Annotated in this window: 17 protein-coding genes and 1 tRNA gene; 8 read left to right on the top strand and 10 right to left on the bottom strand. The window is 41.5% G+C overall.

The annotated features are described in order from the left end of the window. Positions 1-3,810 (top strand): hydantoinase B/oxoprolinase family protein, encoded by a 3,810-nt coding sequence (locus AC04NP_RS06845; protein WP_482858771.1) that lies wholly within the window; start codon positions 1-3, stop codon positions 3,808-3,810. Between the two features lie 212 nt (positions 3,811-4,022). Further along, positions 4,023-5,333, top strand: coding sequence for an Nramp family divalent metal transporter (locus tag AC04NP_RS06840; protein ID WP_482858770.1), 1,311 nt, complete (start codon positions 4,023-4,025; stop codon positions 5,331-5,333). Between the two features lie 220 nt (positions 5,334-5,553). On the opposite strand, the gene AC04NP_RS06835 is transcribed toward AC04NP_RS06840, so the two are convergent. Genes AC04NP_RS06835 through AC04NP_RS06820 form a run of 4 tightly spaced genes read right to left on the bottom strand, consistent with a single transcriptional unit; the run spans position 5,554 to position 8,035 of the window. Next, positions 5,554-6,207 carry a response regulator transcription factor gene (locus AC04NP_RS06835; RefSeq protein WP_482858769.1) on the bottom strand — a complete coding sequence of 218 codons (654 nt, stop codon included), beginning with the start codon at positions 6,205-6,207 and terminating at the stop codon, positions 5,554-5,556. 32 nt (positions 6,208-6,239) lie between these two features. Next, positions 6,240-7,061, bottom strand: a complete 822-nt coding sequence (locus AC04NP_RS06830) for a sensor histidine kinase (protein WP_482858768.1) — start codon at positions 7,059-7,061, stop codon at positions 6,240-6,242. Beyond that, positions 7,037-7,687: a hypothetical protein gene (locus AC04NP_RS06825; RefSeq protein ID WP_482858767.1), complete on the bottom strand. Its 651-nt coding sequence runs from the start codon at positions 7,685-7,687 to the stop codon at positions 7,037-7,039. Before AC04NP_RS06825 ends, AC04NP_RS06830 begins: the two co-directional genes overlap by 25 nt. Before the next feature lie 30 nt (positions 7,688-7,717). After that, positions 7,718-8,035 carry a hypothetical protein gene (locus tag AC04NP_RS06820; RefSeq protein WP_482858766.1) on the bottom strand — a complete coding sequence of 106 codons (318 nt, stop codon included), beginning with the start codon at positions 8,033-8,035 and terminating at the stop codon, positions 7,718-7,720. Between the two features lie 401 nt (positions 8,036-8,436). Here AC04NP_RS06820 and AC04NP_RS06815 point away from each other — a divergent pair, with 401 nt between their 5' ends. Next, the gene (locus tag AC04NP_RS06815; RefSeq protein ID WP_482858765.1) at positions 8,437-9,114 is read left to right on the top strand and encodes an outer membrane beta-barrel protein; all 678 of its coding nucleotides are present in this window, start codon (positions 8,437-8,439) and stop codon (positions 9,112-9,114) included. Positions 9,115-9,325: 211 nt separating this feature from the next. On the opposite strand, the gene AC04NP_RS06810 is transcribed toward AC04NP_RS06815, so the two are convergent. Beyond that, positions 9,326-10,366: a hypothetical protein gene (locus tag AC04NP_RS06810; RefSeq protein WP_482858764.1), complete on the bottom strand. Its 1,041-nt coding sequence runs from the start codon at positions 10,364-10,366 to the stop codon at positions 9,326-9,328. Between the two features lie 342 nt (positions 10,367-10,708). On the opposite strand from AC04NP_RS06810, the gene AC04NP_RS06805 reads away from it, so the two are divergent. The 3 genes from AC04NP_RS06805 (at position 10,709) to AC04NP_RS06795 (ending at position 12,153) form a co-directional block, all read left to right on the top strand. Beyond that, the gene (locus AC04NP_RS06805; RefSeq protein ID WP_482858763.1) at positions 10,709-10,957 is read left to right on the top strand and encodes a hypothetical protein; all 249 of its coding nucleotides are present in this window, start codon (positions 10,709-10,711) and stop codon (positions 10,955-10,957) included. A 143-nt stretch (positions 10,958-11,100) separates the two neighbouring features. Further along, positions 11,101-11,174: transfer RNA gene (locus tag AC04NP_RS06800), tRNA-Arg, on the top strand. A gap of 94 nt (positions 11,175-11,268) precedes the next feature. Continuing rightward, the gene (locus AC04NP_RS06795; RefSeq protein ID WP_482858762.1) at positions 11,269-12,153 is read left to right on the top strand and encodes a Ppx/GppA phosphatase family protein; all 885 of its coding nucleotides are present in this window, start codon (positions 11,269-11,271) and stop codon (positions 12,151-12,153) included. Here AC04NP_RS06795 and ppk1 read toward each other — a convergent pair. Both ppk1 and gyrB read right to left on the bottom strand, forming a co-directional pair. Next, positions 12,150-14,273, bottom strand: a complete 2,124-nt coding sequence (gene ppk1, locus AC04NP_RS06790) for a polyphosphate kinase 1 (protein WP_482858761.1) — start codon at positions 14,271-14,273, stop codon at positions 12,150-12,152. The genes AC04NP_RS06795 and ppk1 overlap by 4 nt on opposite strands. Positions 14,274-14,363: 90 nt before the next feature. After that, complete coding sequence (gyrB, locus tag AC04NP_RS06785; RefSeq protein ID WP_482858760.1) at positions 14,364-16,322, bottom strand: DNA topoisomerase (ATP-hydrolyzing) subunit B; 1,959 nt, start codon at positions 16,320-16,322, stop codon at positions 14,364-14,366. A 273-nt stretch (positions 16,323-16,595) separates the two neighbouring features. Here gyrB and AC04NP_RS06780 point away from each other — a divergent pair, with 273 nt between their 5' ends. After that, the gene (locus AC04NP_RS06780; protein WP_482858759.1) at positions 16,596-17,894 is read left to right on the top strand and encodes a leucine-rich repeat domain-containing protein; all 1,299 of its coding nucleotides are present in this window, start codon (positions 16,596-16,598) and stop codon (positions 17,892-17,894) included. On the opposite strand, the gene AC04NP_RS06775 is transcribed toward AC04NP_RS06780, so the two are convergent. From AC04NP_RS06775 to AC04NP_RS06765, 3 genes are all read right to left on the bottom strand, one after another. Continuing rightward, entirely contained in the window at positions 17,891-18,256 is a 366-nt protein-coding gene (locus tag AC04NP_RS06775; RefSeq protein WP_482858758.1) for a CoA-binding protein, read from the bottom strand. The two genes, AC04NP_RS06780 and AC04NP_RS06775, sit on opposite strands and share 4 nt — an antisense overlap. Positions 18,257-18,890: 634 nt before the next feature. Next, positions 18,891-19,334: a helix-turn-helix domain-containing protein gene (locus AC04NP_RS06770; protein ID WP_482858757.1), complete on the bottom strand. Its 444-nt coding sequence runs from the start codon at positions 19,332-19,334 to the stop codon at positions 18,891-18,893. A 491-nt stretch (positions 19,335-19,825) separates the two neighbouring features. Next, positions 19,826-20,008: a hypothetical protein gene (locus AC04NP_RS06765; protein WP_482858756.1), complete on the bottom strand. Its 183-nt coding sequence runs from the start codon at positions 20,006-20,008 to the stop codon at positions 19,826-19,828. Between the two features lie 280 nt (positions 20,009-20,288). Here AC04NP_RS06765 and AC04NP_RS06760 point away from each other — a divergent pair, with 280 nt between their 5' ends. Continuing rightward, positions 20,289-23,951: a CARDB domain-containing protein gene (locus AC04NP_RS06760; protein ID WP_482858755.1), complete on the top strand. Its 3,663-nt coding sequence runs from the start codon at positions 20,289-20,291 to the stop codon at positions 23,949-23,951. Positions 23,952-23,974: the final 23 nt, after the last annotated feature.

Raw genomic sequence — 23,974 nt, 5'->3', positions numbered from 1 at the left:
TTGTCGGAAAATACCACAAAAGGAACCTGGAAACTTTGGATCGATACGGGGGGCACATTTACCGATTGCCTCGCTTTTGACCCGAAGGCGGCACTGCAGAGGATCAAGGTATTAAGCGATGGCTCACTGAGAGGCAATGTCATGGAAATCATCGCCCCCGATACCATCAGGATCTATAATCACTGGCCGGTTAGCGAAGATATTTTTAAAGGATACAGCTTTCAGTTACTGAACGTTGGCAACAGTACCAATGAGGTAATCAGCTATGATACCTCAGACAAAATACTCACGCTGAAAGCTCCACTCCATCCGGCAACAAGCAAGGGTAGAGATTTTTCCATAACCGCACATGAAGAGGCACCGGTGCTAGCAGCGCGCATGGCCACACACACCGGGCTGCATGAAGATTTTCCGGAGATCGAAATGAGACTGGGTTCCACCAAAGGCACCAACGCACTGTTGGAACGCAAAGGAGCTAATGTAACCTTGCTTGTGACCAAAGGTTTCAAGGACCTTTTGGTCATAGGCGATCAGCAAAGGCCTGATTTATTTTCGCTGAATATCCGAAAACCAGCACCCGTTTACCATCAGGTCATGGAAGTAAATGAACGTATCGGTGCTAACGGAGAGGTTTTGCAGCCTATCAAGGAAGATTATTTAAATCAACTGATAGAAAAGGTGATCCTATCAGATGCTGATTCAGTCGCAATCGCCCTGCTTAACAGTTACAATAACCCTGAGCACGAGAATCTGATCAGGGGGAAGCTCGAAAAAAAAGGCATAAAACACATCTCCTGTTCGAGTTATCTGGCCAACGCCATCAAATTAGTCCCAAGAGCCAACACTACTGTGGTAAATGCCTATCTGGCCCCAACGATCAACAATTATCTGGACGGGATCAAAAAGTCGCTGAACAACGCTTCCCTGAAAGTAATGACCAGTGCAGGCGGAATTGTGGATAATACCGATTTTCTGCCCAAAGACAGCCTGCTTAGCGGTCCGGCCGGAGGAGTTGTTGGCGCAGCTTTGTCGGCAGCTTCATCTGGCATTTCCGATATTATTTCTTTTGATATGGGCGGTACGAGCACAGATGTTTCAAGGTACAATGGGGAGTATGATTATCAGTATGAAACAAAAATCGGTGACGCCCAACTGCTTACTCCGTCTTTATCGATTGAAACTGTAGCAGCGGGAGGTGGTTCCATATGTTCTTTTGATGGTTTTAATTTAAAGGTAGGACCTGAATCTGCCGGTTCATACCCGGGACCGGCATGTTACGGCTGCGGTGGGCCATTGACCATCACCGATGTCAACATGCTCATGGGAAGAATGGATGAGCACGATTTCAGCATTCCCTTAACTAAAGCGGATGCCGAAAAGCGGTTAGCTGAAATTGTAAAAAGCGTTGAACTTAAAAATTCGGCACCCGCCAACCCGCTCGATATATTGGGTGGCTTCCTGGCTATTGCCAATGAGCGGATGGCTGAAACGATAAAGAAAATATCAATCGGTAAGGGCTTTGCCGTAGAGGATTATACGCTGGTAGCTTTTGGAGGTGCCGGAGGGCAACATGCCTGCGACCTGGCACAGTTGTTATCGATCAAAAAAGTGATCATCCCTTACAATGCAGGGATACTGAGCGCTTTTGGCATTGGCAATGCCAGCATTGAGCGATTTGCCCAAAAGGTAGTGCTTAAACCCTTGCATGAAATAAAAAGCAATATTCCGGCGGTGATTGCCAATCTTAAAAAAGAGGTCATTGAAAAGCTGAAAAATGAAGGGTTAAAAGAACAGCAAATTACCATCGCCTATATCAAGCTTTTTCTGAGATATGCAGGGCAAGATACCAGCTTGGCCCTGGATTATCAATCGGGAAAAAATCTTGAAAAGCGGTTCCAAGACCAATACCGGCAACGCTACAACCACGAGATAGAGGACAAAAACATCGAGTTGGAATCCATTAAGTGTTTTGCTTCTTCCAGCGTACCTAATCCGGTGAAGCCTGCCGGATTTAAAGATGTGGTTGATCCTGTTCCGGTAAGATCAATCAACAGTTACATAGAGGGGCGATGGCAAAAAATCCCCGTGTATCAATGGGAAACACTTGGCGTGGAAAAAACAGTAAAAGGTAATTGTCTGGTAACCAGCCTAAACACCACCGTGTTTGTAAAAAGTGGTTGGAATTTTTGTATCGACGAGCATGATAATGCGCTCATTACCTTCACTGGTGAAAACCAAAACGCCAATAGTGCTACAGGCAACAGCGAAAAACCGGAGGTAACATCCTTGGAGCTATTTACCAACCGGTTTCGTGGTATTGCCGATGAAATGGGGGCGTTATTGAGGAGAACGGCATTTTCAGTAAACATTAAAGAACGGCTGGACTTCTCCTGCGCGTTGCTGGACCATCATGGGGAGCTCATTGTAAACGCCCCACACATTCCGGTTCACTTAGGGGGTATGGGACTTTGTGTGAGAAGTCTGATAAAAACCATTGATATGAAGCCGGGAGATATTATTATCACAAACCATCCTGCCTATGGGGGTTCCCACCTGCCGGACATTACACTGGTCAAACCCGTATTTGACAAAGACAACAAACTAATCGGATACCTGGCCAACAGGGCCCATCATGCTGAGATCGGTGGGAAAAGACCAGGATCGATGCCACCTGATGCCAAAAATCTGTCTGAGGAAGGAATAGTCATTCATCCGGCCACCCTGGTACGTGATGGACGTGTATTTTGGGAAAAGGTAAAAAAGATTTTATCCTCCCCTCCTTTTCCTTCGCGCAGTATCGAAGAAAACATAGCCGATCTCGCCGCCGGGATTGCATCGCTGAATCAAGGTGAAAAAGCACTGCAGGAGCTGGCTTCCAGGTACGGAACCCGTCAGTTGCATCACTTCATGGAACTTATTAAATCCAGATCAAAACAGATTATAGAAAATGCCCTGGCCCGGTACGAAGGCAAGGCGTTTGCTGCCAGCGAGTTTCTCGACGATGGATGGGAAATCAAAGTGACTATAAAAATCAATAACCGGACAGCCTTTATTGACTTTGCAGGTACCTCAGCCCGGCATCCCGGAAACTTCAATGCCACACCCGCCATAACTTTCAGTGCCATACTTTATGTCTTCCGCCTGCTCGCCGATGAAAATATACCCCTTAACGAAGGGATTCTCCAGGCCATAAAGGTAAAAATCCCGGAATGCTTTTTGAACCCAAGGTTTATCGAAGATCCTGAAAAATGCCCGCCGGTAGTCGGGGGCAATACAGAAACCAGCCAGCGATTGGTCGATACCTTAATAAAGGCGTTGAGCCTGGCGGCCTGTAGTCAGGGAACGATGAACAATCTGTTGTTTGGTAATCATGAGTTCGGTTACTATGAAACCATTGGCGGAGGCAGCGGGGCCGTTGAAGGATTTGATGGCTGCGATGCTGTGCATCAACACATGACCAACACCAGAATTACCGATCCTGAAGTACTGGAGTTGAGATATCCCGTGAGACTGGAAAAATTTGCGGTAAGGTTGGGCTCTGGCGGGAAAGGAAAATGGCATGGTGGAAACGGTATAGAAAGAGTCATTCGATTTTTGTCTGAAATTGAACTGACCATGTTAACACAGCATCGAAAATACCGGCCCTTCGGACTTATGGGTGGTGGGGATGGGGCACCCGGTGAACAGTATCTTATAAGGAGCACCGGTGATAAGATTCCCCTCAAAGGCGTCGATGGCATTACCGCCTATCCCTTTGACCGGGTAGTGATAAAAACCCCCGGCGGTGGTGGATATGGTGCTCCGGATTAAATTTTCCTACGGACATTTAAAAGTCGATTATTTGGTAAAAGTCGACAGTAATGGCCAAGGGATTGAAAAGCCAGTGACTGTAAACTGTAAAGTAAGAATATACAAACTATTCCTGACCGTACGAGGCAGCCTTCATATCAAAGGCCGCTTTTTTCTTGCTTGCCGGTTTAAAGGTGTTGGTTTAACTTAGGGGATTTAAAACCCTGTTATCTATGAAGCAAGGAAACACCCTGAAATCCCGGCTTTCCAGCATGTTATTCTGGTCTATTGTTTCTGCCGCCTTCATCGGCCCCGGTACGGTAACAACGGCCTCCAACGCCGGAGCCAGCTATGGTTACTCACTTTTATGGGCGCTGATCTTTTCAATCGTCGCCTGCACAATTTTGCAGGAAGCCGCTGCACGGGTTACGCTCATCTCAGGACTGAGCCTGGGAGAAGCCATCGCAGAAAGGTATCATCAAAGGAAAAGCCTGCTGATCCGGCTCTTTATATTTTTGTCGATACTCATCGGAGGAATAGCCTATCAGGCAGGAAATATTTTGGGTGCCATAGCAGGCCTACAGCTATTGTTCGACTTTAATGTCGAGGTGGTTACCGCTCTTATCTCTTTGCTGGGTGGCATTTTGCTTTGGTTCGGAAACTACAGAATTATTTCGAATATTTTGGGTGTGGTTGTGGCAGTGATGGGGTTTGCTTTTATCTATATAGCTCTTAAAGCTAACCTCGACTGGTCTGCTATATTCAAAAGCTCCTTTCTTCCGGCCATCCCAACAGGATCGGAATGGATTATCATCGGTTTGATAGGTACTACAATTGTACCTTACAATCTCTTTTTGGCATCGGGGATCAGTAAGGGGCAGGAGGTCAAAACTATGCGATTTGGAATAATTGCAGCTATAATTTTGGGCGGATTAATCTCTGTAGCCATTCTGTTGGCAGGCACAATCATCAATGGCGCTTTTTCCTTCGAATCCCTGAAAACAATGATGGAAAATAAGTCAGGGGCGCTGGGTGGTTATTTGCTCGCAATAGGACTGTTTTCGGCTGGATTTACCTCCTCAGTTACAGCGCCGTTGGCAGCGGCCATCACCGCCAGAAGCCTGTTTCACAAAAACGATAGCCGGTGGCAGGAAAACAGGAAGTTTTACAACAGTGTCTGGCTGATTGTTATTTCGGTCGGATTTCTGTTTGGAATTTCAGGGGTCAGGCCCGTTCCTGCGATAATATTGGCGCAGGCCATTAACGGCTTACTACTACCTGTCGCCAGCGTTTTCCTGGTGATCATTGTTAATGATGCTAAAATCATCCCTCATCGATACCTCAACCCACCAGTCTCCAACTATCTTTTGCTTGGCGTAGTTATGGTAACCACTTTTCTGGGACTTGTCAACATTTCAAGGGCCCTGGCTACCTTGTTTAACAAGCAGGCCACAGCGCTTCCGGTATCGGTGCTTCTTTTAATCCCAGTGGTGATTACGGTGTTGATCTATCTCCTGATTAAGAGAATCAGGACCCGCAAATAGGGCAACTCCGTTTTTAAATCGGCTTGCTTTGCCATTTAGTAGCTTTTTCAACTTAATCTTAACAAAACAAAAGTGCCCGACTCACATTTTTGGGGCTGTCGAGCACTTAGCTGTTTGAAAGGGACCTTTGATTTTATTTCGTAAAGGTAATTTAAATCATTTTGAGAAAAAACCGTAGAACTACGCATTTTTTACTTAAAAATAATTTTTATCATTTCCATTAATCTACCAGACCATTTTTGATGGCAAATCTCACCAAACCTGCTGTATTTTTCACACCCACCTTATCACATAGCTTGTATCGATAACCTTCTACCGTTCTGGTACTTAAAAAAAGTTTTTCGGCGATTTCGGAATTGGTAAATCCTTCACAGATCAATTGCAAAACTTCATGCTCCCTTTTGCTGAAACTTAGTTCATGCTTCTCCTTTATAATCAGTTTTGACTTTTTTCCAATCAAATTGGTCAGCAATACCTCCGCAACTTTGTCATTAAAATAATACCCTTGCTGCATTACTTTGTTGATGGCCAACTCCAACTCCCTCACATCAGAGTTCTTAAGCAGGTATCCATGCGCACCTAAATCGACCATATGGGTAATGAATTGCTCATCGTCATGCATAGTGAGCATGATCACCTTGATGTCAGGGTATTTGGCAATGACAATTTCCGTGGCCTCGATACCATCCATTTCCGGCATTTTGATGTCCATAAGAATGACGTCGGGTCGCTCATGAATCAGTTTTGCAAGCAACTCCTTTCCATTTTCGGCCTCGTTTATCACCTTGATACCTTTCATTTCTTTTAGCACAGCCACTAACCCTGTTCTAAAAAGTCGATGATCGTCAGCTATCATTACCCTGATAATGCCCATATAGTATTAAAATTTCTTTAGCCGGTAACGAGTTATTTATACACTTTGGTTGACAGGTCCAGTTTTACCATGGCTGCCGTACCTTTTGGAAGATTAGGCAAATATTTAATTTCCCCATCCAACATGCTTACCCTGCTATGAATATTTTTTAATCCAATCCCCCTTTCAAATGTAGATTTCCTGTTTACTTCCTCCACCTTAAACCCCGATCCATTGTCAGATACTTTGAGGGTAAGATGATCTTGATTCTTTTCCAAGTAAATGTCGATCTCTTCTGCGGCTGCATGCTTAATAGCATTGTTTACTAACTCCTGCGTAACCCGATACAAGGCCAATTCCACCTCGGAATATAAATTATTAAATTCTCCCTGATATTCAAACTTAACCCCTACAATATTAGAAGCATTAATCTTGGTCACCAGCTCTTCGATGGCCTGAATCAATCCAAATTCTTCTAAAGTAGAAGGTAACAGGTCTTTCGAAATTCTTCTGACATTGTTGATGGTATCGTCAATAATTTTAATTGTGTCGAGGGTCAATTTCTGACCGGTTTCGTTGTTGGAGTAGTCACAGGCACGATTGGCGTTCAGTCTGGCCAGCGATAGCATGGCGCCCACCTCATCATGCAGGTCTTCGGCTATTCTTTTTCGCTCCTTTTCCTGTGCATCTATGGCCGCCTTTAACATTTCCTGTTGGTAGGATGATTTAAGAACCTGTAGCTTATTGCGCTGTGAAAGCATTCTTTTTTGATTAACAAACACAAACAAGATCAGGGTCGAGGCAAGAAAAAGTAATCCCAGCGTACCGGTTAAAAAAAGGAGCAAAAAGTTTATTTCTTCCGTTGGCTGACCCATATCCCAATAGTAAATAACAATTTCTGGACTATATTTAAAATAGCCGGAGTTATAAAAAGCTTCCGTTGCATCCCCAGACTTGCATGTTCCAATATAAAAGAACTTAAGCTAAAAAACAGCAATGAGCCCGCAAAATAAACTAATATCCCTCCATTGTACCAAAACATGGCATCCTTTTCCACCCTCGCAACAAAACTTGTACTGAGAATCCGGTAAAAATATGTGATGGCATAAAAGGTAAACAGGGCACATTCCAATGTACGGGGGATAGAAGCATACGTCGATGCTCCTTGATTATATAAACTCAGAATCACTACTAAAAAAAATAATACCGCCATTGCTATGACAGTCTTTTTCAGGCGCAATGGCCTGAATATATTGTAATAAATCAAACTAAAAAGTGTAAACTCCAGTACCGTAAATACATAGAGTAAAGGCAGGTTGTTAATCAGGTTATTAGCTAACTGGAGCGTGGTTATGTCGATAAGTGCTGAAAGAAACAGATAGACACTGAGTATTTTTAAATTAAAATTTAAGTATTTCCAATTAAAAATACCCAGGCCTAAAGGTAAGATTGCCGAATATGAAGAAGCAGTTAAAATGAGCTGTATAAGATCAACATCCAATGTTTGTCATACATTTAACAGATCTTCATCTCAGCAATAAGGTGGACAGGGTTTTGAGTGGTCGACTATTAAAAATTCTCCCCCACCCCTTGCCGCATTCGATCCGGGTACTAGATTATTTTCATTTTCATCAACTGAAACTAAAAATAATTGAGGTTCATCATTCTCATCAACTCCGTACAACACCCTTATGCCAACTGATCCGGGCTGATTTAGCAATTGATTGATACAATCCTTTCCAAAAAAGTGGCTACTAGTCGATTTAGGATTTTTTTCCTTGTATTTGTCGACTGCTTTTTGTAAAGTTTCAAGGTTAACTGGTCCACCTTCTTTTCCTGTAAATGCCATATTTAATTAAATTTATGGTTAAACATATTGTTCAATAATTTAATTAAATTGCATCTCTGATAGAACTAAACGCTCCCCTTCAAATTTGTATTAATCTCACCTAATTTAATGTAAAATACTGGAAATCAATTATTTAAAGCATCAATATTTCATCATAAAACACCAATTTCAGGTATTTTTACTTGTAAATTTAGGTAAATTTACGTTATAAAAAATTTATATTTTCTTGAAGTTAGCAAAGAGCTTCGAGCCTGGGTATTGTGTGAGACCGACAATTCAGGAAATAGTAAATTTTTAATAATGACCTTTACCGGCATTTTCTGCATGAAAATTGCATTTAGCCATCATGTACATGCAATATTCGATTATTGGATGTAATTTGCAGTTTTTAACATTCAAGGATGCTGAACATCAGGATAAAATTATCAATTATACTAGCGCTTACGGCCTTTTTGCTCTCCGCCCACTGTAAGGCTCAAACTTATATAGGCATCAAAAGAGGGGTAAGCCTCTCACAGGTGATGTTTGACGATGTAGATCCTGCGTTTGATACCGAAATAGTGCAGGAACAAACCCGGGGGGATATTACCGGTTTTATGTTCAGATTTTTGCAGGATAAACACGCAGGATTACAATTTGAAGTTAACCTGATCGATAAGGGCTGGACACAGGTTCTTGAGAATTTTAAATACAAAACCGAATTAAAATATTTAAACGTATATGCCCAAACCATCATTTTGATAGGAAAAAGGAAATTCAGGCCATTACTCATAGCCGGACCTTATTTAAGTTACCTGTACGATTCGGAAAGCCCCGAAATACCTGACAATCAGACCGAAAACATCCCTTTTGTCTATGATAATGCCTCTGATAACGAATGGGATTTCGGTCTTGGCGGTGGCGGCGGCTTCAGCCTGAAAACGGCGATTGGTAACTTTCAGGTGGTGGGTAAGTTCAGCCTGGGTTTAAGCAACATTATTGACAAACAGCAAGTCACTGAACCCGAATTTTCCAGAAACCAAACCGTTGAAATAAGCCTGTCTTACGCTTATCCTTTTTTTAATAAAAACAAAGAATAAATAAAACGCCCCCCTCTAAAAAGCCAATTAATCCCCCATTAAAAAATTTTGCCTTACCCCCAATATCCCCCACTCCATCCCCAAAAACCCACACCCACCTCAACATACCCCTCCCACCCATATTTGACTCCTACCAAACAAAAGCCCCCCACACACCCAAACTCACTCTCACACCCACACCCACACCCACACTCACACTCACACTCACACTCTACTTCCCGAAGGCTTCCTTAGAATGATTAAGACTCGTACCAATAACCGGAAAGCTTATTTTGAAAAGTGCGTAAAAACCGCGGTTTCTTATCCCGGGTCTGAAGCCGATTTCAGCGCCATATGCCCAACTGAAATCACGGTTAAACTTACCTTCCATGCCCCCTCGTATTCCCAGCATATTGGTTTTCAGCACATCGGTGTCATAAATTCTATTATTATAACGCACGTCATCCACCTTGACAGACGGGGCAACGATGATATCGAGATAGGTAGTAAATATCAAATCATTGGTGAGATCGCTGTAAGTTTTGTCAGGCTTAACAGCAAAGTTCTTTATCCAGGCCGAAGAGCCTCCTACATAAATGGCCTGGGTACTCAGGTTGCCGAATATTACCGCTTCTTCATCGATAGGGGTTCCTGCGGCATCGACCAGTGTTACCTCCTGCTGCTCCAAGGCTCTGTCCAGGTCTGTTGAAGTATCATAGGCCAGTGCACCTAGTCTTACACCATAGATTTTTCTTACCTTCGAGGGAATAATAGCATGATCCGGGACTTTGGCTACCCATTTTCGCCCTTTGTATCGTTTGGAGTAAAGGACCATCCGGGTTTCAGTGTCTTCTTCTTTATCCACAACGTGATAAGTGGCGCCCAGCTCATAGTAGTTATAGACATTGGGGAGATTATCGACATTGCTGTTTTTCTCGGCGATATTACGGGAATGATCAAATTTTTTAGTGTAAGTTTTTCTGGCATGCGCCCTGAAATCCAGTTTGTCCTTCAAATAGTATTGTGCTTCAAGCCCAAATCCTACATTAACATTGGCAACAAATAACTCACCGTACAAAGGCTGGATCATCAAAAACAGCTTATGAATTTCATAAGGAGTGTCATAAATCTCCTCATAGGTAAATGTATTGCCCCCTGACTGCCGAAATTGGGCATTCACCAAATTCGTGCTTATCAGGAAAATAAGAAATCCTGTTAAAACCCTCAAAATACCCCCTTTATTTGCTTCACTATAAAAAAAATTAATTTTCATATGCACACATTAAACCCCTATTAAGATTTCCGGACAACCTGGCAGGGTACCCTGAATTATTTAATTAATCATGGAGGATAAACCTTAACCTAAAAATATTTCATCCAATAAAGATAGATTTATTATCTGCTGAAATCCGTGTATTAACAGTCAGAAAATCACATATAAAATTTTCTTTCTAAATATTTCATTTTCAAATACATGGAAAAAAAGTATGTGGATATGAATGGCTAGGAGTAGTTTTTATTTAATTCAATTCTTGAATAATTGGCTAATAATCATTAAGTTTTAGCAATATTTAACCTATTTTTGAAACTATTCCCATACTAATAACTGTAAATTTTGGAAAAATTTAAAAAGCTAACCATTGACCAACAAGCAAAATTTGTAAAGACCAGAGGGCGTTATCTTTCTATACGGGAAAATCGACATTTTCTTATTGATCTTTACTGTGTAGACGATTTTTTTGTGGAGCTTTGGTACAGCCCCAATTCGGTAGGAATCAATCAAATCCGGTCATTTAAAGACATCAAACTACTGGAACCCTATTTGAAAAACATAGATATTTCCGGTATAAAAATTTTTAATTGATGAGGAATAACCAACCCCACTTAACCCTTAAAATTCATTGCTAATTGGTGTAATAATTTTAATTTTGCAGTCTCGGTTTTAGCCAGGGCCAGTATCAGGCTTACGCCAGAGGCTATTTATCAACTGGTGTCTAAAACGATCAAGCGTCCGTAGTTCAACTGGATAGAATACCGGATTTCGGCTCCGGGGGTTGAGGGTTCGAATCCTTCCGGACGTGCTAAAGTTCTCAAAATGATTGAGAACTTTTTTATTTATACCGTCATATATTTTCTGTTTTTTTGCCGAGTAGTTGTCAAGCTATTCCTGATATCATGAAACTGGCCGCAATCGATATTGGCTCAAATGCCATCAGATTTCAAATCTCTACAGTCCTGAATAATCAGGATGAGATTTCTTTTAAAAAGTTGGAGTATATCAGATTCCCGCTACGCCTGGGGCATGATGTATTTACCCAACAACGCATAAGTCCCAAAAGTGAGGTCAAATTTCTGAAGTTGATGAAAGCCTTTTCGCTTCTTATTGATCTCTACGAGGTAAAAGATCACATGATTTGTGCTACTTCAGCCATGCGTGAATCAACCAATGGCCTGGAAATCGTTGAAAAGGTGAAAAGGGAAACAAACCTCGACATCGAAATTATCGATGGTGAAAAGGAGGCAGAAATGATCAACGACTCATTAACGCTGTTTATCAATGATGAACAAAACCTTCACATAGACGTGGGGGGTGGTAGTACCGAGCTGAATCTCTATCAAAATGGATTGAAGATCGCTTCCCACTCATTTAAAATAGGCTCTGTGAGAAAGCTTGAAAACAAAGAAGAGCCCGATTCATGGCTGGAAATGAAAAATTGGGTCAACAATCACATCAATGGAAAATTCCAGCATATCGTAGCGATTGGCACCGGCGGCAACATCAATAAAATTTTTGAGCTGGCCGAAAAAAAATCCGGTTACACCCTGTCCCTAAAAAAAATTGAGCAAATCCATGACTATCTCATGGGGTATTCTCTCAATGAACGTATTAACGTACTCAGGCTGAATCCTGACCGTGCAGATGTCATCATACCTGCTTCCCGGATTTATGTGGCCGTTATGAAATGGGCCGGGGCAAAAAAAATGAAAGTTCCTGCCGTAGGTCTTAAAGACGGAATCATCAAATCACTCTATGAAAAGCATAAAGATTGTTTATTTTAGTCAAAAAGCCTCACATCCCAGATTTCATCAATTGTTACGTCAAAGAATCTGTGATGGATGTTAAATAGTTCTTCACCCTCATGCCCCTTTTCCCGGTAATTTCCATCTTCGTTCATAATGTATGTGTTGACATTATCTTTAAGATTGTAATTCAATATATTGATAACCTGCTGCTTGCAAAGTTCATCAACAATCAAAAACAGCGACTCGATCCTTCTGTCAAAGCTTCTTACCATAATGTCAGCGCTTCCTCCGTATACCTTTGGATTTCCAAGGTTGTGGAAATAATAGATTCTTGAGTGCTCGAGATAATCACCCACGATTGAGATCACCTCAATGTTATCACTCAGCCCCTGACGCCCCGGCCTGAGACAGCATATTCCGCGTACAATCAGTTTGATCGACACACCGTCAGCCGAAGCCAGATACAATTCATCTATTACTTCTTTGTCCTGCAAGGAATTGATTTTTAAGACGATACCACTGCTCAAACCGCTTTTGGCATGCATGGCTTCGGTTTGGATCAACTCGATTAATTTGTTTCTCATATCGCCCGGTGCGGTAATGAGGTATTCGTAGTAGTTAGGCCTGGAGTGCCCGGTGATTACATTAAAAAATTCAGATATATCCTCCGCATAAACCTCGTTGGTGCTCATCAAACCTAAATCTGTGTATAACCTGGATGTGTTTTCGTTATAGTTGCCGCTAGACATGTGCACATATCTTGTAACCCTTTTACCTTCTTTTCGCACAATTAACAGCAATTTCGTATGTGTTTTATAACTACCGATTCCATAGATCACAAAGCAGCCGGCCTTTTGCAGCTTTTTGGCCTCTTTCATGTTGTTTTCTTCATCAAACCTGGCTTTTACCTCAAAAAGCACCGAAACGTGCTTCCCGTTTTCCGCGGCTTTTAATAAAGCGGAAGTTACCCTCGAGTCTTTGGCCAGTCTGTAAATGGTCAACTTGATCGCCAGTACCCCCGGATCGTCGGCTGCCTTTTCCAATAACTCTAACACAGGTTCCATGCTGTTGTACGGCATATGCAATAAAATATCCTGGTTTTTCAGGGCATCGAATATATTATCCGGTTTCTGAGAGGGAAAACTCAGCGGGGGCACCGGTCGCGTCAATTCGGGTTGCTGATCTGCAAACTCCGGATGATTGACAATTTGCCAAAAACCGGTAAAATCCAGCAGGCTCTCATTGTCGGTGATGAAGATGTTAAAATCATCCAGTTCCCACCGGTCTTTTAACGTCTTCATGATCCACTTGTTTTCACGGCCTATCAGTTCAATCCTGACTACCCTTCCTGTTTTTCGTGTCTGTAGTTTACTTTGGAGTTCCTCTATGAAGTTAGCCTCGATATCGTCGCTTTCTTCCAGGGTAAAATCGCCGTTTCTGGTGATCCGGAACAAATTCCATGCAATGATGCTTACATTTCTGAAAAGCTTGCTAATATTATCGGCGATAATCTGTTCGATAGGGACAAAAATAATCTTATCCTTTCGGGTGATTTCAAAAAACCTCGGCAGGTTTTGGGGTATTTGTACAAAAGATAGTTTTTTGCCTTCCTTTTTGCCTTTCAGCGCCTTGGTGACTACCCCAAAGGTCAGTACTTTATTCATCAACACCGGAAATGTATGGTATCCATCATAAACCATCGGAGTAAGCATGGGGTATATAAACTTTTTAAAATAGTCATTCGCCCGCTCTCTTTCCTTTTGATGGATACTATCGAGCGGTACTATTTCAAAGTTGTTTTGCCGAAACAGCGGCTTGACAGCCTCCAGGTAATAGTCGGTCTGGTCCTTGAAAAAAATCTGGGATTCCAGCAATAATTTTTTTCTGAAGGGTATTTCCCTTAACCCGGAGTAATCAATCCGCTGCTTTCCATAGTCAAGGTAGTTATATAAACTTCCTACCCTGATCATAAAAAATTCGTCAAGATTGGAAGCGGTAATAGCCAGAAACTTCAATCGTTCAAAGATGGTTCTTTCCTCATTTTTGGCCTGATCCAGTACCCTGTAATTAAATTTCAACCAGCTTAAATCACGGCTTATATAATCACTCTCCTCAATTAATACAGATAACCTATCCTTGCTTAATGTCGTCGTCATTGGCTTGATTCCGGTTTGGCAACAAATATTTCAGATGAAAAAAGGGTTCATCTTCATGAACCCTTATGATAGCAATATTTTCAGTATTTATCAAGTATCGATATTGGCGTATTTGGCATTTTTTTCAATGAATTCCCTTCTTGGAGCCACCTCGTCACCCATAAGCATAGAAAACAAATGATCTGCCTCCGCAGCGGATTCTATGGTCACGAGTTTTAAGCTTCTGCCTTCCGGATCCATCGTTGTTTCCCATAACTGTTCAGGATTCATTTCTCCAAGTCCCTTGTATCGCTGTATTCCTACCGACTCTTCTTTTCCGTCCTTGGCCATTTCCTTGATCAGACGGTCACGGTCCTCATCGTTCCAGCAATACCTCAGATCTTTGCCCTTTTTCAGAAGATAAAGGGGGGGCAAAGCGATGTACAAGAAGCCATGTTCTATCAATTCACGCATGTAACGATAGAAAAAAGTCAGAATAAGGGTACGAATATGGCTACCATCTACATCCGCATCGGTCATCACAATGATTTTATGATAGCGCAGCTTTTCGGTGTTCAAAGCTTTTTCGTCTTCTTCGGTGCCAAAACTTACGCCTAACGCTGTAATAATATTTTTTATTTCATCATTATCATAAATCTTGTGTTCCTGGGCTTTTTCAACATTCAAAATCTTACCCCTCAAGGGTAAAATCGCCTGAAATCGCCTGTCCCTTCCCTGCTTGGCTGATCCCCCGGCAGAATCACCCTCTACAAGGTACAGCTCGCAGGCTCCAGGATCCTTGTCTGAGCAATCGGCCAGTTTGCCTGGCAGCCCTGTACCGGTTAACACATTTTTGCGTTGCACCATTTCCCGGGCTTTTCGTGCCGCATGTCTTGCCTGGGCAGCCAAAATAACCTTTTGTACGATAGATTTTGCCTGCTTGGGATTTTCTTCCAGGTAGTATTGCAACATCTCCCCTACTGCGGTGTCAACAGCGCCCATAGCTTCGGAATTACCAAGTTTCGTTTTGGTTTGCCCTTCAAACTGAGGCTCCGCCACCTTTACAGATATCACGGTTGTCAATCCTTCCCGGAAATCATCACCGCTGATTTCTACTTTTACTTTTTCCAGCAAGCCGGAGCGGTCAGCGTATGACTTCAAAGTTCTTGTTAAAGCCCTCCGGAAGCCTGCCACATGGGTTCCTCCCTCTATGGTGTTAATGTTATTGACATAGGATACCACATTTTCGGTAAAAGAAGTGTTGTAATTCATCGCAACTTCTACCGGTATCTCACTTTTTTCACTTTGAATATAAATCGGATCCGGGATTAGCTTTTCTCTTGAGCCATCCAGGTACTCAACAAATTCCTTTAATCCACCTTCGGAATAAAATTCATCCGACTTGGGTTCTCCGGCTTCATCCAGTTCCCTTAAATCTTCCAAAAAAATGCGAATTCCTGCATTGAGATAAGCCAATTCCCTCAGTCTGCTGGCAATAGTTTCATACTTATATTCCAATACGGTGAAAATCCCCGCATCGGGTTTAAAATGGACAATTGTGCCGGTAATACCGGTATCGCCCATAACCTTTACGCTTTGATCGGGTATTCCCTTCTTATAACTTTGCTTGTGGATTTTACCGTTTCTATGAACCGTCACCTCCATAGGATCGGAAAGTGCATTTACACAGGAAACACCGACACCGTGCAATCCTCCGGATACCTTGTAGGTATCTTTGTCAAACTTACCTCCCGCATGCAAAACGGTCATGACCACTTCGAGGGCCGATTTCTTTTCTTTAGGGTGAATATCGGTGGGAATACCCCGACCATTATCCTCTACGCGAATAGAGTTGTCTTCCCGGATTTGAACTTTGATTTCAGTACAATAACCTGCCAGCGCTTCATCAATTGAGTTGTCAACGACTTCCCACACCATGTGATGCAATCCCTTAAACCCTACGTCTCCAATGTACATGGCCGGTCTTTTTCTAACCGCCTCTAAACCTTCTAAAACTTGAATATTATCGGCTGAGTAGCCGCCAGGCTTGTTTTCTTTGCTTTCATTCATAATGTTTTACAAAAATCGTCCAAAAATACAACAATTAAACTTTTTTTACATGTTAATAGCCGTTAAATAAGGAACAAATTGCCTGAAGGGGCTATACAAGATTGTACAGTCACTTTTAAACAGCACGTCAACAGGATTTTTGTTTAAACAATAAAACTATTTACCCCATAAACAACGTTAGAATATCTGGTAACGCATCCGCAATTATTTCTTGCATTTTGTTATGAAATAATCAACTAAATAATTAGTTTTATCCTACTATATAAGATAATTATGCGACAAATCTTTTTTTTGGCCCTTCTCATAGCATTCAACCAGGCATACTCCCAAACCCAGGAACCTGAGAAGGAGAAACAGGAAAATTCAATTCGCCGGTTTGACTTCAAAAACCATAAAAAGGACTCATTATTGACGGCTGCCAAACGCAGGGCCATGGCTTCGGGAAAAAAATGGTTGAAAAATGCCAGGTTAAACGAAAGAAAAGATACCGTAACGCACCTTGACTTATCATACGCAGGGTTAACTGAAATTCCGGAATTTATTTACAAATACTACAACCTGGAATCCCTTGATTTATCTCATAATAATATTAAGGAATTACCAAAAGCACTGAACCGGTTGCAAAAGCTTAAAAGCCTTAGCCTGGCATCGAATAACCTTCACGACCGTAAAATAAAGATCAGGAAACTTCGCAATATCCAGGAGCTGTTTTTGCAGGATAATGGGTTAAAAAAGTTTTCAGGGCGCTACACCAGGCTAAAATCAGTCAGCGAAATCAATCTGGATAAAAACAACCTTACCAGAATACCACCTCAACTGAAAAGATATAAAAATTTAAAAATTATCAAGTTAAGTCAAAACAGCGGGTTGAACATAGATGGCCAATCATTAAAAAAACTATCGCATATTGAAAAGTTAAGACTTAATGACTGCCACCTCACCAGCATTAGCCAAAATCTTTTTTCATTAAAAAACCTCAGGGAGTTGCAACTGGCAAAAAATAATATCGAAACCGTCCCCGAGGAAATAAAACATCTGGAGAAACTGGAAATGTTCTCTTTGTACAAGAACCAGATAACTTCCTTACCACAAGGCTTTTATAAATTAAAAAACCTGAAAGAGGCCGATTTGTATTACAATCAAATTGATAGGATCGATCCTGCCATCAAGAATTTAAAGGAGCTAAAAGTATTGTACCTGTCTTTTAACCAACTCTACACGTTGCCCGATGAGTTGGGAGAACTGCCAAATCTCACCAGGCTTTACCTGCATCACAACAAATTGACCGAAATTCCCAATGGTATGTCTAACTTAAAAAAATTGCAGGTATTACACCTGAACCATAATTATTTCACAGATTTTCCCTTTCCTGTATTAGCATTGACCTCTTTGCAGGATTTGGATATTTCTGAAAATGAAATTTTTGAAATTCCGGATCAGCTTACTGAGTTGAAGAAGCTCAAATTATTATTCCTGCAAAAAAACCCGATCGAGGCCAAAAGCACCGATTCATCGAGGTTTCAGACGCTGATGGATACATTCAGGAAAAAAGGAACAACCGTAAATTATTAGTAATTGCCCACACTTAACATGACAAGGGTACAGGCCCTTAATACTTCAATACCTTGATTATCAGCAAGATTTTCCAGAATACGATTTTCCGTACCAGGGTTAAAAATTACCCTTCTCGGATTGATGCTCAACATATAATCGTACCATTGGGGCTGGTTGACAGGCCCTATATACAAGGTGATTGTGTGAATATCATTCATGACGGGTTTTAACTTCAAATCCAATATTTTCTCCCCGGCCACCACACCGGTTTTAATACCCACCGGGACTATTTCAAAATTATTTTCTACCAGCATATGGGCAGCCCTGTAAGCATAACGCGCTGGGTTAGGGGTGGCGCCGAGAACCATGGTCTTTTTCATCGCAGATTAATCAAGTTGAACCAGAATCATTAGTTAAACCAAAATAAGTTTATTTTAAGTTCATGAAATAACAATTAATTAATATCTTTTGATTTGAGCCTGAGGAATTACAACCGGGGTGATTACTGGCCAACCTCCGGTTTTCCGGATACATTTTTCGGGCGTCGTTTTTTATCGGTTGACTTGAAGCTGTTGTTTTTATATTTATATTGTTTCAAAAATCGTAGTCAATAAGAGAAAGGAAAAAGAAAAGCGAACGGAATGAGCTTATGACCTCTTATAAATCGGTTTCCCCTAAATGTAATGAGACGCTATGTTGAATAATTCTTTCAATTCCTATATGGCATCGATAACAATACTAGTAAAAAGCCACCGAATAAATTTAGTTAAAAAGTCTTACTAAAAGCCGGATGTTGTTACCAATGTCCGCTTATTGAGGGTGGTAACAGACATTCCAAAACCACAATCTTTGATTTCATATTATTTCCAAAACTGATTTGAGCAGATAAGTCAAGATTATACTACCAAAAAGAAATTGGATTCACAATTTGAAAAATTTGCAAAAGTCAACGGGAAATTAAGCGCTGGCCAAACTTATCATCCCCATAGCCCAAAAAAATACTAAAAAATCACTTTACTTCCTTTCATCCAACATCTTCTGCAACATCGCCACCTTCTCTTTTTCACTCCTCAGAACAGCCTCCTTTTCCTTCAAAAGCTCCTGATACAATTTTTTGTTTTCTTCAACAACCTCCATCAACTTATCAATCGGATTAAAAGTGCAATGATAGTAGGGGCCATCATTATTCGTTGCCCCCTCATAATTGTTTTGAATAATATTGTAAACAATAGATTCCTCATCGAAGCTTTTAATGGCCTCTACATTTATACCCAGCGCTTTGGCCATCTTGGCCAGCATTTCATCATCGACATTTTCACTCCGTTCAATTTTGGAGACGGTTTGCTGGCTGATACCTAATTTGTCGGCGACCGCATCCTGTCTGATACCCAACAGTTCACGCATGCGGCCAATCTTTCTTCCCATGTGTTTGGAGCGGGGTTTTGTGTTATTTTCCATAGCATAAATATATCAATTCCCAGGGTTGATACAAAACTTTTGAATCGTCTATGCCAAAACAAAAGTAGCGTAAAATACTACGCATTGCGGTAGTAGGATACAATTAAATTTCTCCTCTACTTTAGTGCGTTAAACAGGGCCCGCTAAAACACAACCTGTGAAATTGTAAAACACAACTCACTTTTTTATTACACCTAATTGCATAAATCATGATAGAATACGATCAAAAAGAAAATCAATGAAAGATCGCGATTCCTTTATCGGGAATCGAAGAATTACAAAGCTACCAAAACGCAGTTTTAGGGGTTATAAGGCAATTTGAAATTGAAGATTGCGATCAGGAATTAATGGGTTACAAAACACACCATGAGTCAACCTGCCTCCAAAGGTCGAGCTCATTTTGTTCCTGATCCAAGCTGAACTGAAAAACGTGAAATGCGCCAATGACCTGGCCACGAAAGGAATTGACGCCTACGCTGGCTTCCTGGATTTTAGCCCATTAATTTCAGCCATATATGGCTCCCTTTCTCTATCTCCTGCAGGCTTTCGAGATCATCCTCCATGGTGTGGATGGACCCGCCTGTTTTCCTTGCAATGGTTAAGTAATCATGCTGGTAAACTCCGTTGAGCTGCCGGCTGGTACCCGGATTTTTTCCAACTACATCATCAACCATTCATTCTATTAATTAAATTGGAAAAAATATTATTATTCATTGCTAAATATTTTATTATCTTTGTTATAATTAAAGGAACGATCCAACTATGTTAGGGGCTTGGAGTTCTGTTTTAGTTTTTGTGATCGATAGATCGTAAAAGATCTTTATTACTTTATTGTTTAGGAGATTTAGGTTAATTTATTAAAAATTAATTAAAACGTGAAATGACGCACGTTTTAAGCAACCGATAATTATTCATAAACGTCTAGTAAACACACTGTACAAAACTAATAGTAAAATGACATCCAAAGCCCTGATTGTAACCGCAATTCTACTACTATCACTGAGTTTTGGAGTGTATGCTCAAATACCTGCCGCTCCGGGCAACCTGAAAGCAGTCGCTGAATCGGATACTGAGATCGTTCTCACCTGGAATGACAATTCATTCAATGAAGACCTTTTTGTAGTTGAAAGATCGGTTATCAACCAAAATTACTTTAGCATAGTTTCCACCGTTGCCAGGAATAATACTACTTTTACCGATGAATTCGCAGCGCCAAAAACAAAATATTTTTACAGGGTTAAAGCAAGGGATACAACTTTTTTTGATAACAGGGACTCCGGGTATTCAAATATTGCCAATGCTACCACACCCGGGCCTCCATCTCCACCATCAGGTTTGAATGCCTCCACCTTGTCTAAAACCGCCATTGAGGTAACCTGGAATGAAGGTTCTGATGACACTGAAGCATACAGCATCGAGCGATCCGAAAACAGCGACGACAACTTCACTTCTGTAACCAATATCGGTGCGGATAAAAAGAAGTATGTTGATGATGGGCTAAATTCAAATACCCGTTATCATTACCGGGTAAGAGGCTTAAATGAATACGGTAACAGTGATTTTTCCAATAAAGATTCCGACGTCACTTTCCAGTTCCCCCCCACCCTCGATACCATCGCAGACCCTGATCCGATATTGGAAAACTCAGGCAAACAAACCATTGATCTCAGCGGAATTACCGCAGGGGGTAACGAATCACAATCCTTGACAGTGACGGCGACTTCTGATAATAAAGGCCTTATTCCTAATCCTTCAATTAATTACAACTCCCCGGGTAAAACCGGTTCCTTAAGTTATACCCCTGTGGGTGGAACTTTCGGTTCGGCAACAATTACCGTAACTGTTGAAGACAGTGGGCCTCACAACCCACCTAACAACATCAACATAATAACGAGGGACTTTAAGGTGATTGTGGATAGGGCTCTTCCTGATTTTGTTATTCAAAACCAGGTAGTCCCTGAATTGGTTTGCTTAGGTGAGTCATTTCAGGTTACCTGCGATGTAAAAAACCAGGGATCAAAACAGGCTCCCGGATCAACATTATCTATTTTTTTCTCGGTTGGTGACAAAGAAATTAACGATGCAGACATATTGCTTGCCGATGCCCCAGTGCCCGTACTTGACAAAGATGAGACCGTCCCCGTTGCCGTTGATGTAACTTTAGAGCAGGAACAGGGGATTGGACCATATTACATCATTTTTAAAATAGATCATAACAATGAGATCGAAGAGGCAAAAGAAAACAATAACGCCAAAAATCAGGCGTTCAACATCTGTCTTCCGGACCTGAGCATTGAAAACCAGAATGCCGGTCAAACAGTGCTTTCAAAGGGACAAAATTTTAATGTATCCTTTGACCTTATCAACTCCGGAGAGATTGAAGCAAAAACCCATCAAATAAAGTATTATCTGGCCAGGGATCAGCAGACTTTCGGCGAAGAGCAGGTCATTGGAGCAACCACCATAGCCGCTGTCGGTGCCGGTGAAACGCGTAGTATTCAAGAAAATCTGACGATACCAACCGTCACTGAGGATGGTAATTATTTTTTGGTTTTCAGAGCAGATAGTGAAAATGACCTTATCGAAAAAAATGAGGACAACAACATTGCCACCATCAACATCACTATCCAAAATCTGCCTGATTTAAACATTACAGACGTGGGGATAGATCCTGGCCTTGTTGCTTTTGGTCAAACCGTATCAATCACCGCTACAATCATCAACATGGGTGTGGAAAGTGCCGATCCAAGTGTTATGAAATTCTATCTTTCTTCAGACAGCCTGGTTAGTGAAGGCGATCTGATTTTTGAACCGGTAGCGGAAATACCCGGACTGGCGGTGGGTGAACAGGTCAACGCTGAACATTTTCTGGACATTCCCGAAGTGTTTGAAGAGGGTATATACTACATTATTGCCTGGGCCGACGCCGAAGATGTGGTATGGGAGAACAATGAACGTAACAATGCCGCTGCACATGAGATAACTATCTTATCCGATCTTCCACCAGTTATAACAGGCACAGACTTTCCTGAATACAGGGTTGAAGGCTTGGATAATACCATTATTAAAGTGCAGGCCGAGGATGATGTTGAAATAGCCAATGTTATTTTTAAGTACAAAGGGATAAGAAGCACCATCTGGGATTCCACGATTGTTAATCTGAAAGATGGCTACTACCAGGTATCAATTCCCGGAGCCATTTTTGACGAACTGGGCCTGGAGTATTATTTTGAGGTTTTTGATGATGTAGGCCTCAAAGCCGTAAGTGAAACCGGATTTACCCATATAGAATATTCCGGCGATGGACTTCCTTTCCCCGGTCTGAGTTACGGAAAGAATCAAATTGATTATCAAATGGTTGCGATTCCTCTCGATCTAAGCAAAAATGATATCAAAGATATTTTTGAAGATGACCTCGGCCCTTATGACAAAACAAGATGGCGGCTTTTTACCTATGAAAATGGTGCGTTCAGCGAGTACGGAGAAGGTGTGGAAAGCCCGAAGCAAATGGAAATAGGCCGGGGTTACTGGCTGATCGTGAGAGACGAACAGAAAATATTTACCGGCAAAGGGAGAACGGTCAAGGCAAATCAGGACCAGTTATTTGAAATAACACTGAACGAGGGTTGGAATCAAATTGGTAATCCATATAATTTTGACTTTCAATGGTCTGATGTGCTATCCAAAAACGGCTTTCCTTCAGGCGTTAGTGGCGACATAAAAGTTTTTGAAGGAGGATTTAAATCTTCAGATGTGCTCAAAAGCTTTCAAGGGGGATTTGTACAGGCCAATAACAGTATAACCCTCAAAATACCAATTGCCAAAGAAGAAATTCCTAATGGAAGAATGGCAGGCCGTACTGAAAAAAATTCAAATGGTTGGTACGTGGGATTGGCCATAGGCAATGGGTTTTATGAACATGAAATTAACGGTTTTGGCATGAATGAGCTGGCCAACGATGGTATAGACCCACTGGATGAAACCCATTTACCCGATTTTGGCTTCCTCTCTAACCTGGCTATCCGGTTTAATAGTACACGATTTGAAGACCGGTTGATAGCCAAAGACATTGTTTCCCTTAAAAACGAGCATATCTGGAATTTGGAAATAGAAAATGAATCGGCAGACCAATATGTATACCTTTCATGGGAAATTCCTGATCTGGACGATCCCGATAAACACCTGGTACTGCACAATGCGAACAATGGCGTACAGGTGGACATGCGGACCAATTCAGGCATTTGGATAGACAGCAGAAATGCCGATGACATTAAAATTATCTATGGCAACACTGAATTTTTAAAGAAATCCAGTATTCCCTCGGGTGTAGTACTGGGCGGTGGTTACCCCAACCCATTCAGCCAAACCACTAAAATACCCTTAGCACTTCCAAATGCCGCGCTACCACACGATATTTACCTGCGTGTCTACAACAATCTTGGTCAAAATGTAAAAACACTGATGAAAGGAAAATACCAAGGCGGTTTGTACGAAGTCGAGTGGGATGGTAGCAATGAGGTCGGAGATAAAGTGAAACCCGGCATTTACTTTTATCAGTTACAAGTAGCCAACAATGACCGGAATCAATCAATCCACGGGCGTTTAGTACTTGAATAATTCATCCGAACCTGTAATTTACG

The organism is Agaribacillus sp. DX54 (assembly GCF_056858335.1).
The sequence above is the reverse complement of the archived record's forward strand: the minus strand, read 5'-3'. Positions and strand labels throughout refer to the sequence as shown.

Coding starts and splice junctions, on each gene's coding strand:
- AC04NP_RS06815 (WP_482858765.1), top strand. CDS start 8,437: ATGCTGAACATCAGGATAAAATTATCAATTATACTAGCGCTTACGGCC.
- AC04NP_RS06810 (WP_482858764.1), bottom strand. CDS start 10,366: ATGAAAATTAATTTTTTTTATAGTGAAGCAAATAAAGGGGGTATTTTG.
- AC04NP_RS06795 (WP_482858762.1), top strand. CDS start 11,269: ATGAAACTGGCCGCAATCGATATTGGCTCAAATGCCATCAGATTTCAA.
- AC04NP_RS06760 (WP_482858755.1), top strand. CDS start 20,289: ATGACATCCAAAGCCCTGATTGTAACCGCAATTCTACTACTATCACTG.
- ppk1 (WP_482858761.1), bottom strand. CDS start 14,273: ATGACGACGACATTAAGCAAGGATAGGTTATCTGTATTAATTGAGGAG.
- AC04NP_RS06770 (WP_482858757.1), bottom strand. CDS start 19,334: ATGGAAAATAACACAAAACCCCGCTCCAAACACATGGGAAGAAAGATT.
- AC04NP_RS06830 (WP_482858768.1), bottom strand. CDS start 7,061: ATGGGTCAGCCAACGGAAGAAATAAACTTTTTGCTCCTTTTTTTAACC.
- AC04NP_RS06835 (WP_482858769.1), bottom strand. CDS start 6,207: ATGGGCATTATCAGGGTAATGATAGCTGACGATCATCGACTTTTTAGA.
- AC04NP_RS06780 (WP_482858759.1), top strand. CDS start 16,596: ATGCGACAAATCTTTTTTTTGGCCCTTCTCATAGCATTCAACCAGGCA.
- AC04NP_RS06840 (WP_482858770.1), top strand. CDS start 4,023: ATGAAGCAAGGAAACACCCTGAAATCCCGGCTTTCCAGCATGTTATTC.
- AC04NP_RS06820 (WP_482858766.1), bottom strand. CDS start 8,035: ATGGCATTTACAGGAAAAGAAGGTGGACCAGTTAACCTTGAAACTTTA.
- gyrB (WP_482858760.1), bottom strand. CDS start 16,322: ATGAATGAAAGCAAAGAAAACAAGCCTGGCGGCTACTCAGCCGATAAT.
- AC04NP_RS06775 (WP_482858758.1), bottom strand. CDS start 18,256: ATGAAAAAGACCATGGTTCTCGGCGCCACCCCTAACCCAGCGCGTTAT.
- AC04NP_RS06765 (WP_482858756.1), bottom strand. CDS start 20,008: ATGGTTGATGATGTAGTTGGAAAAAATCCGGGTACCAGCCGGCAGCTC.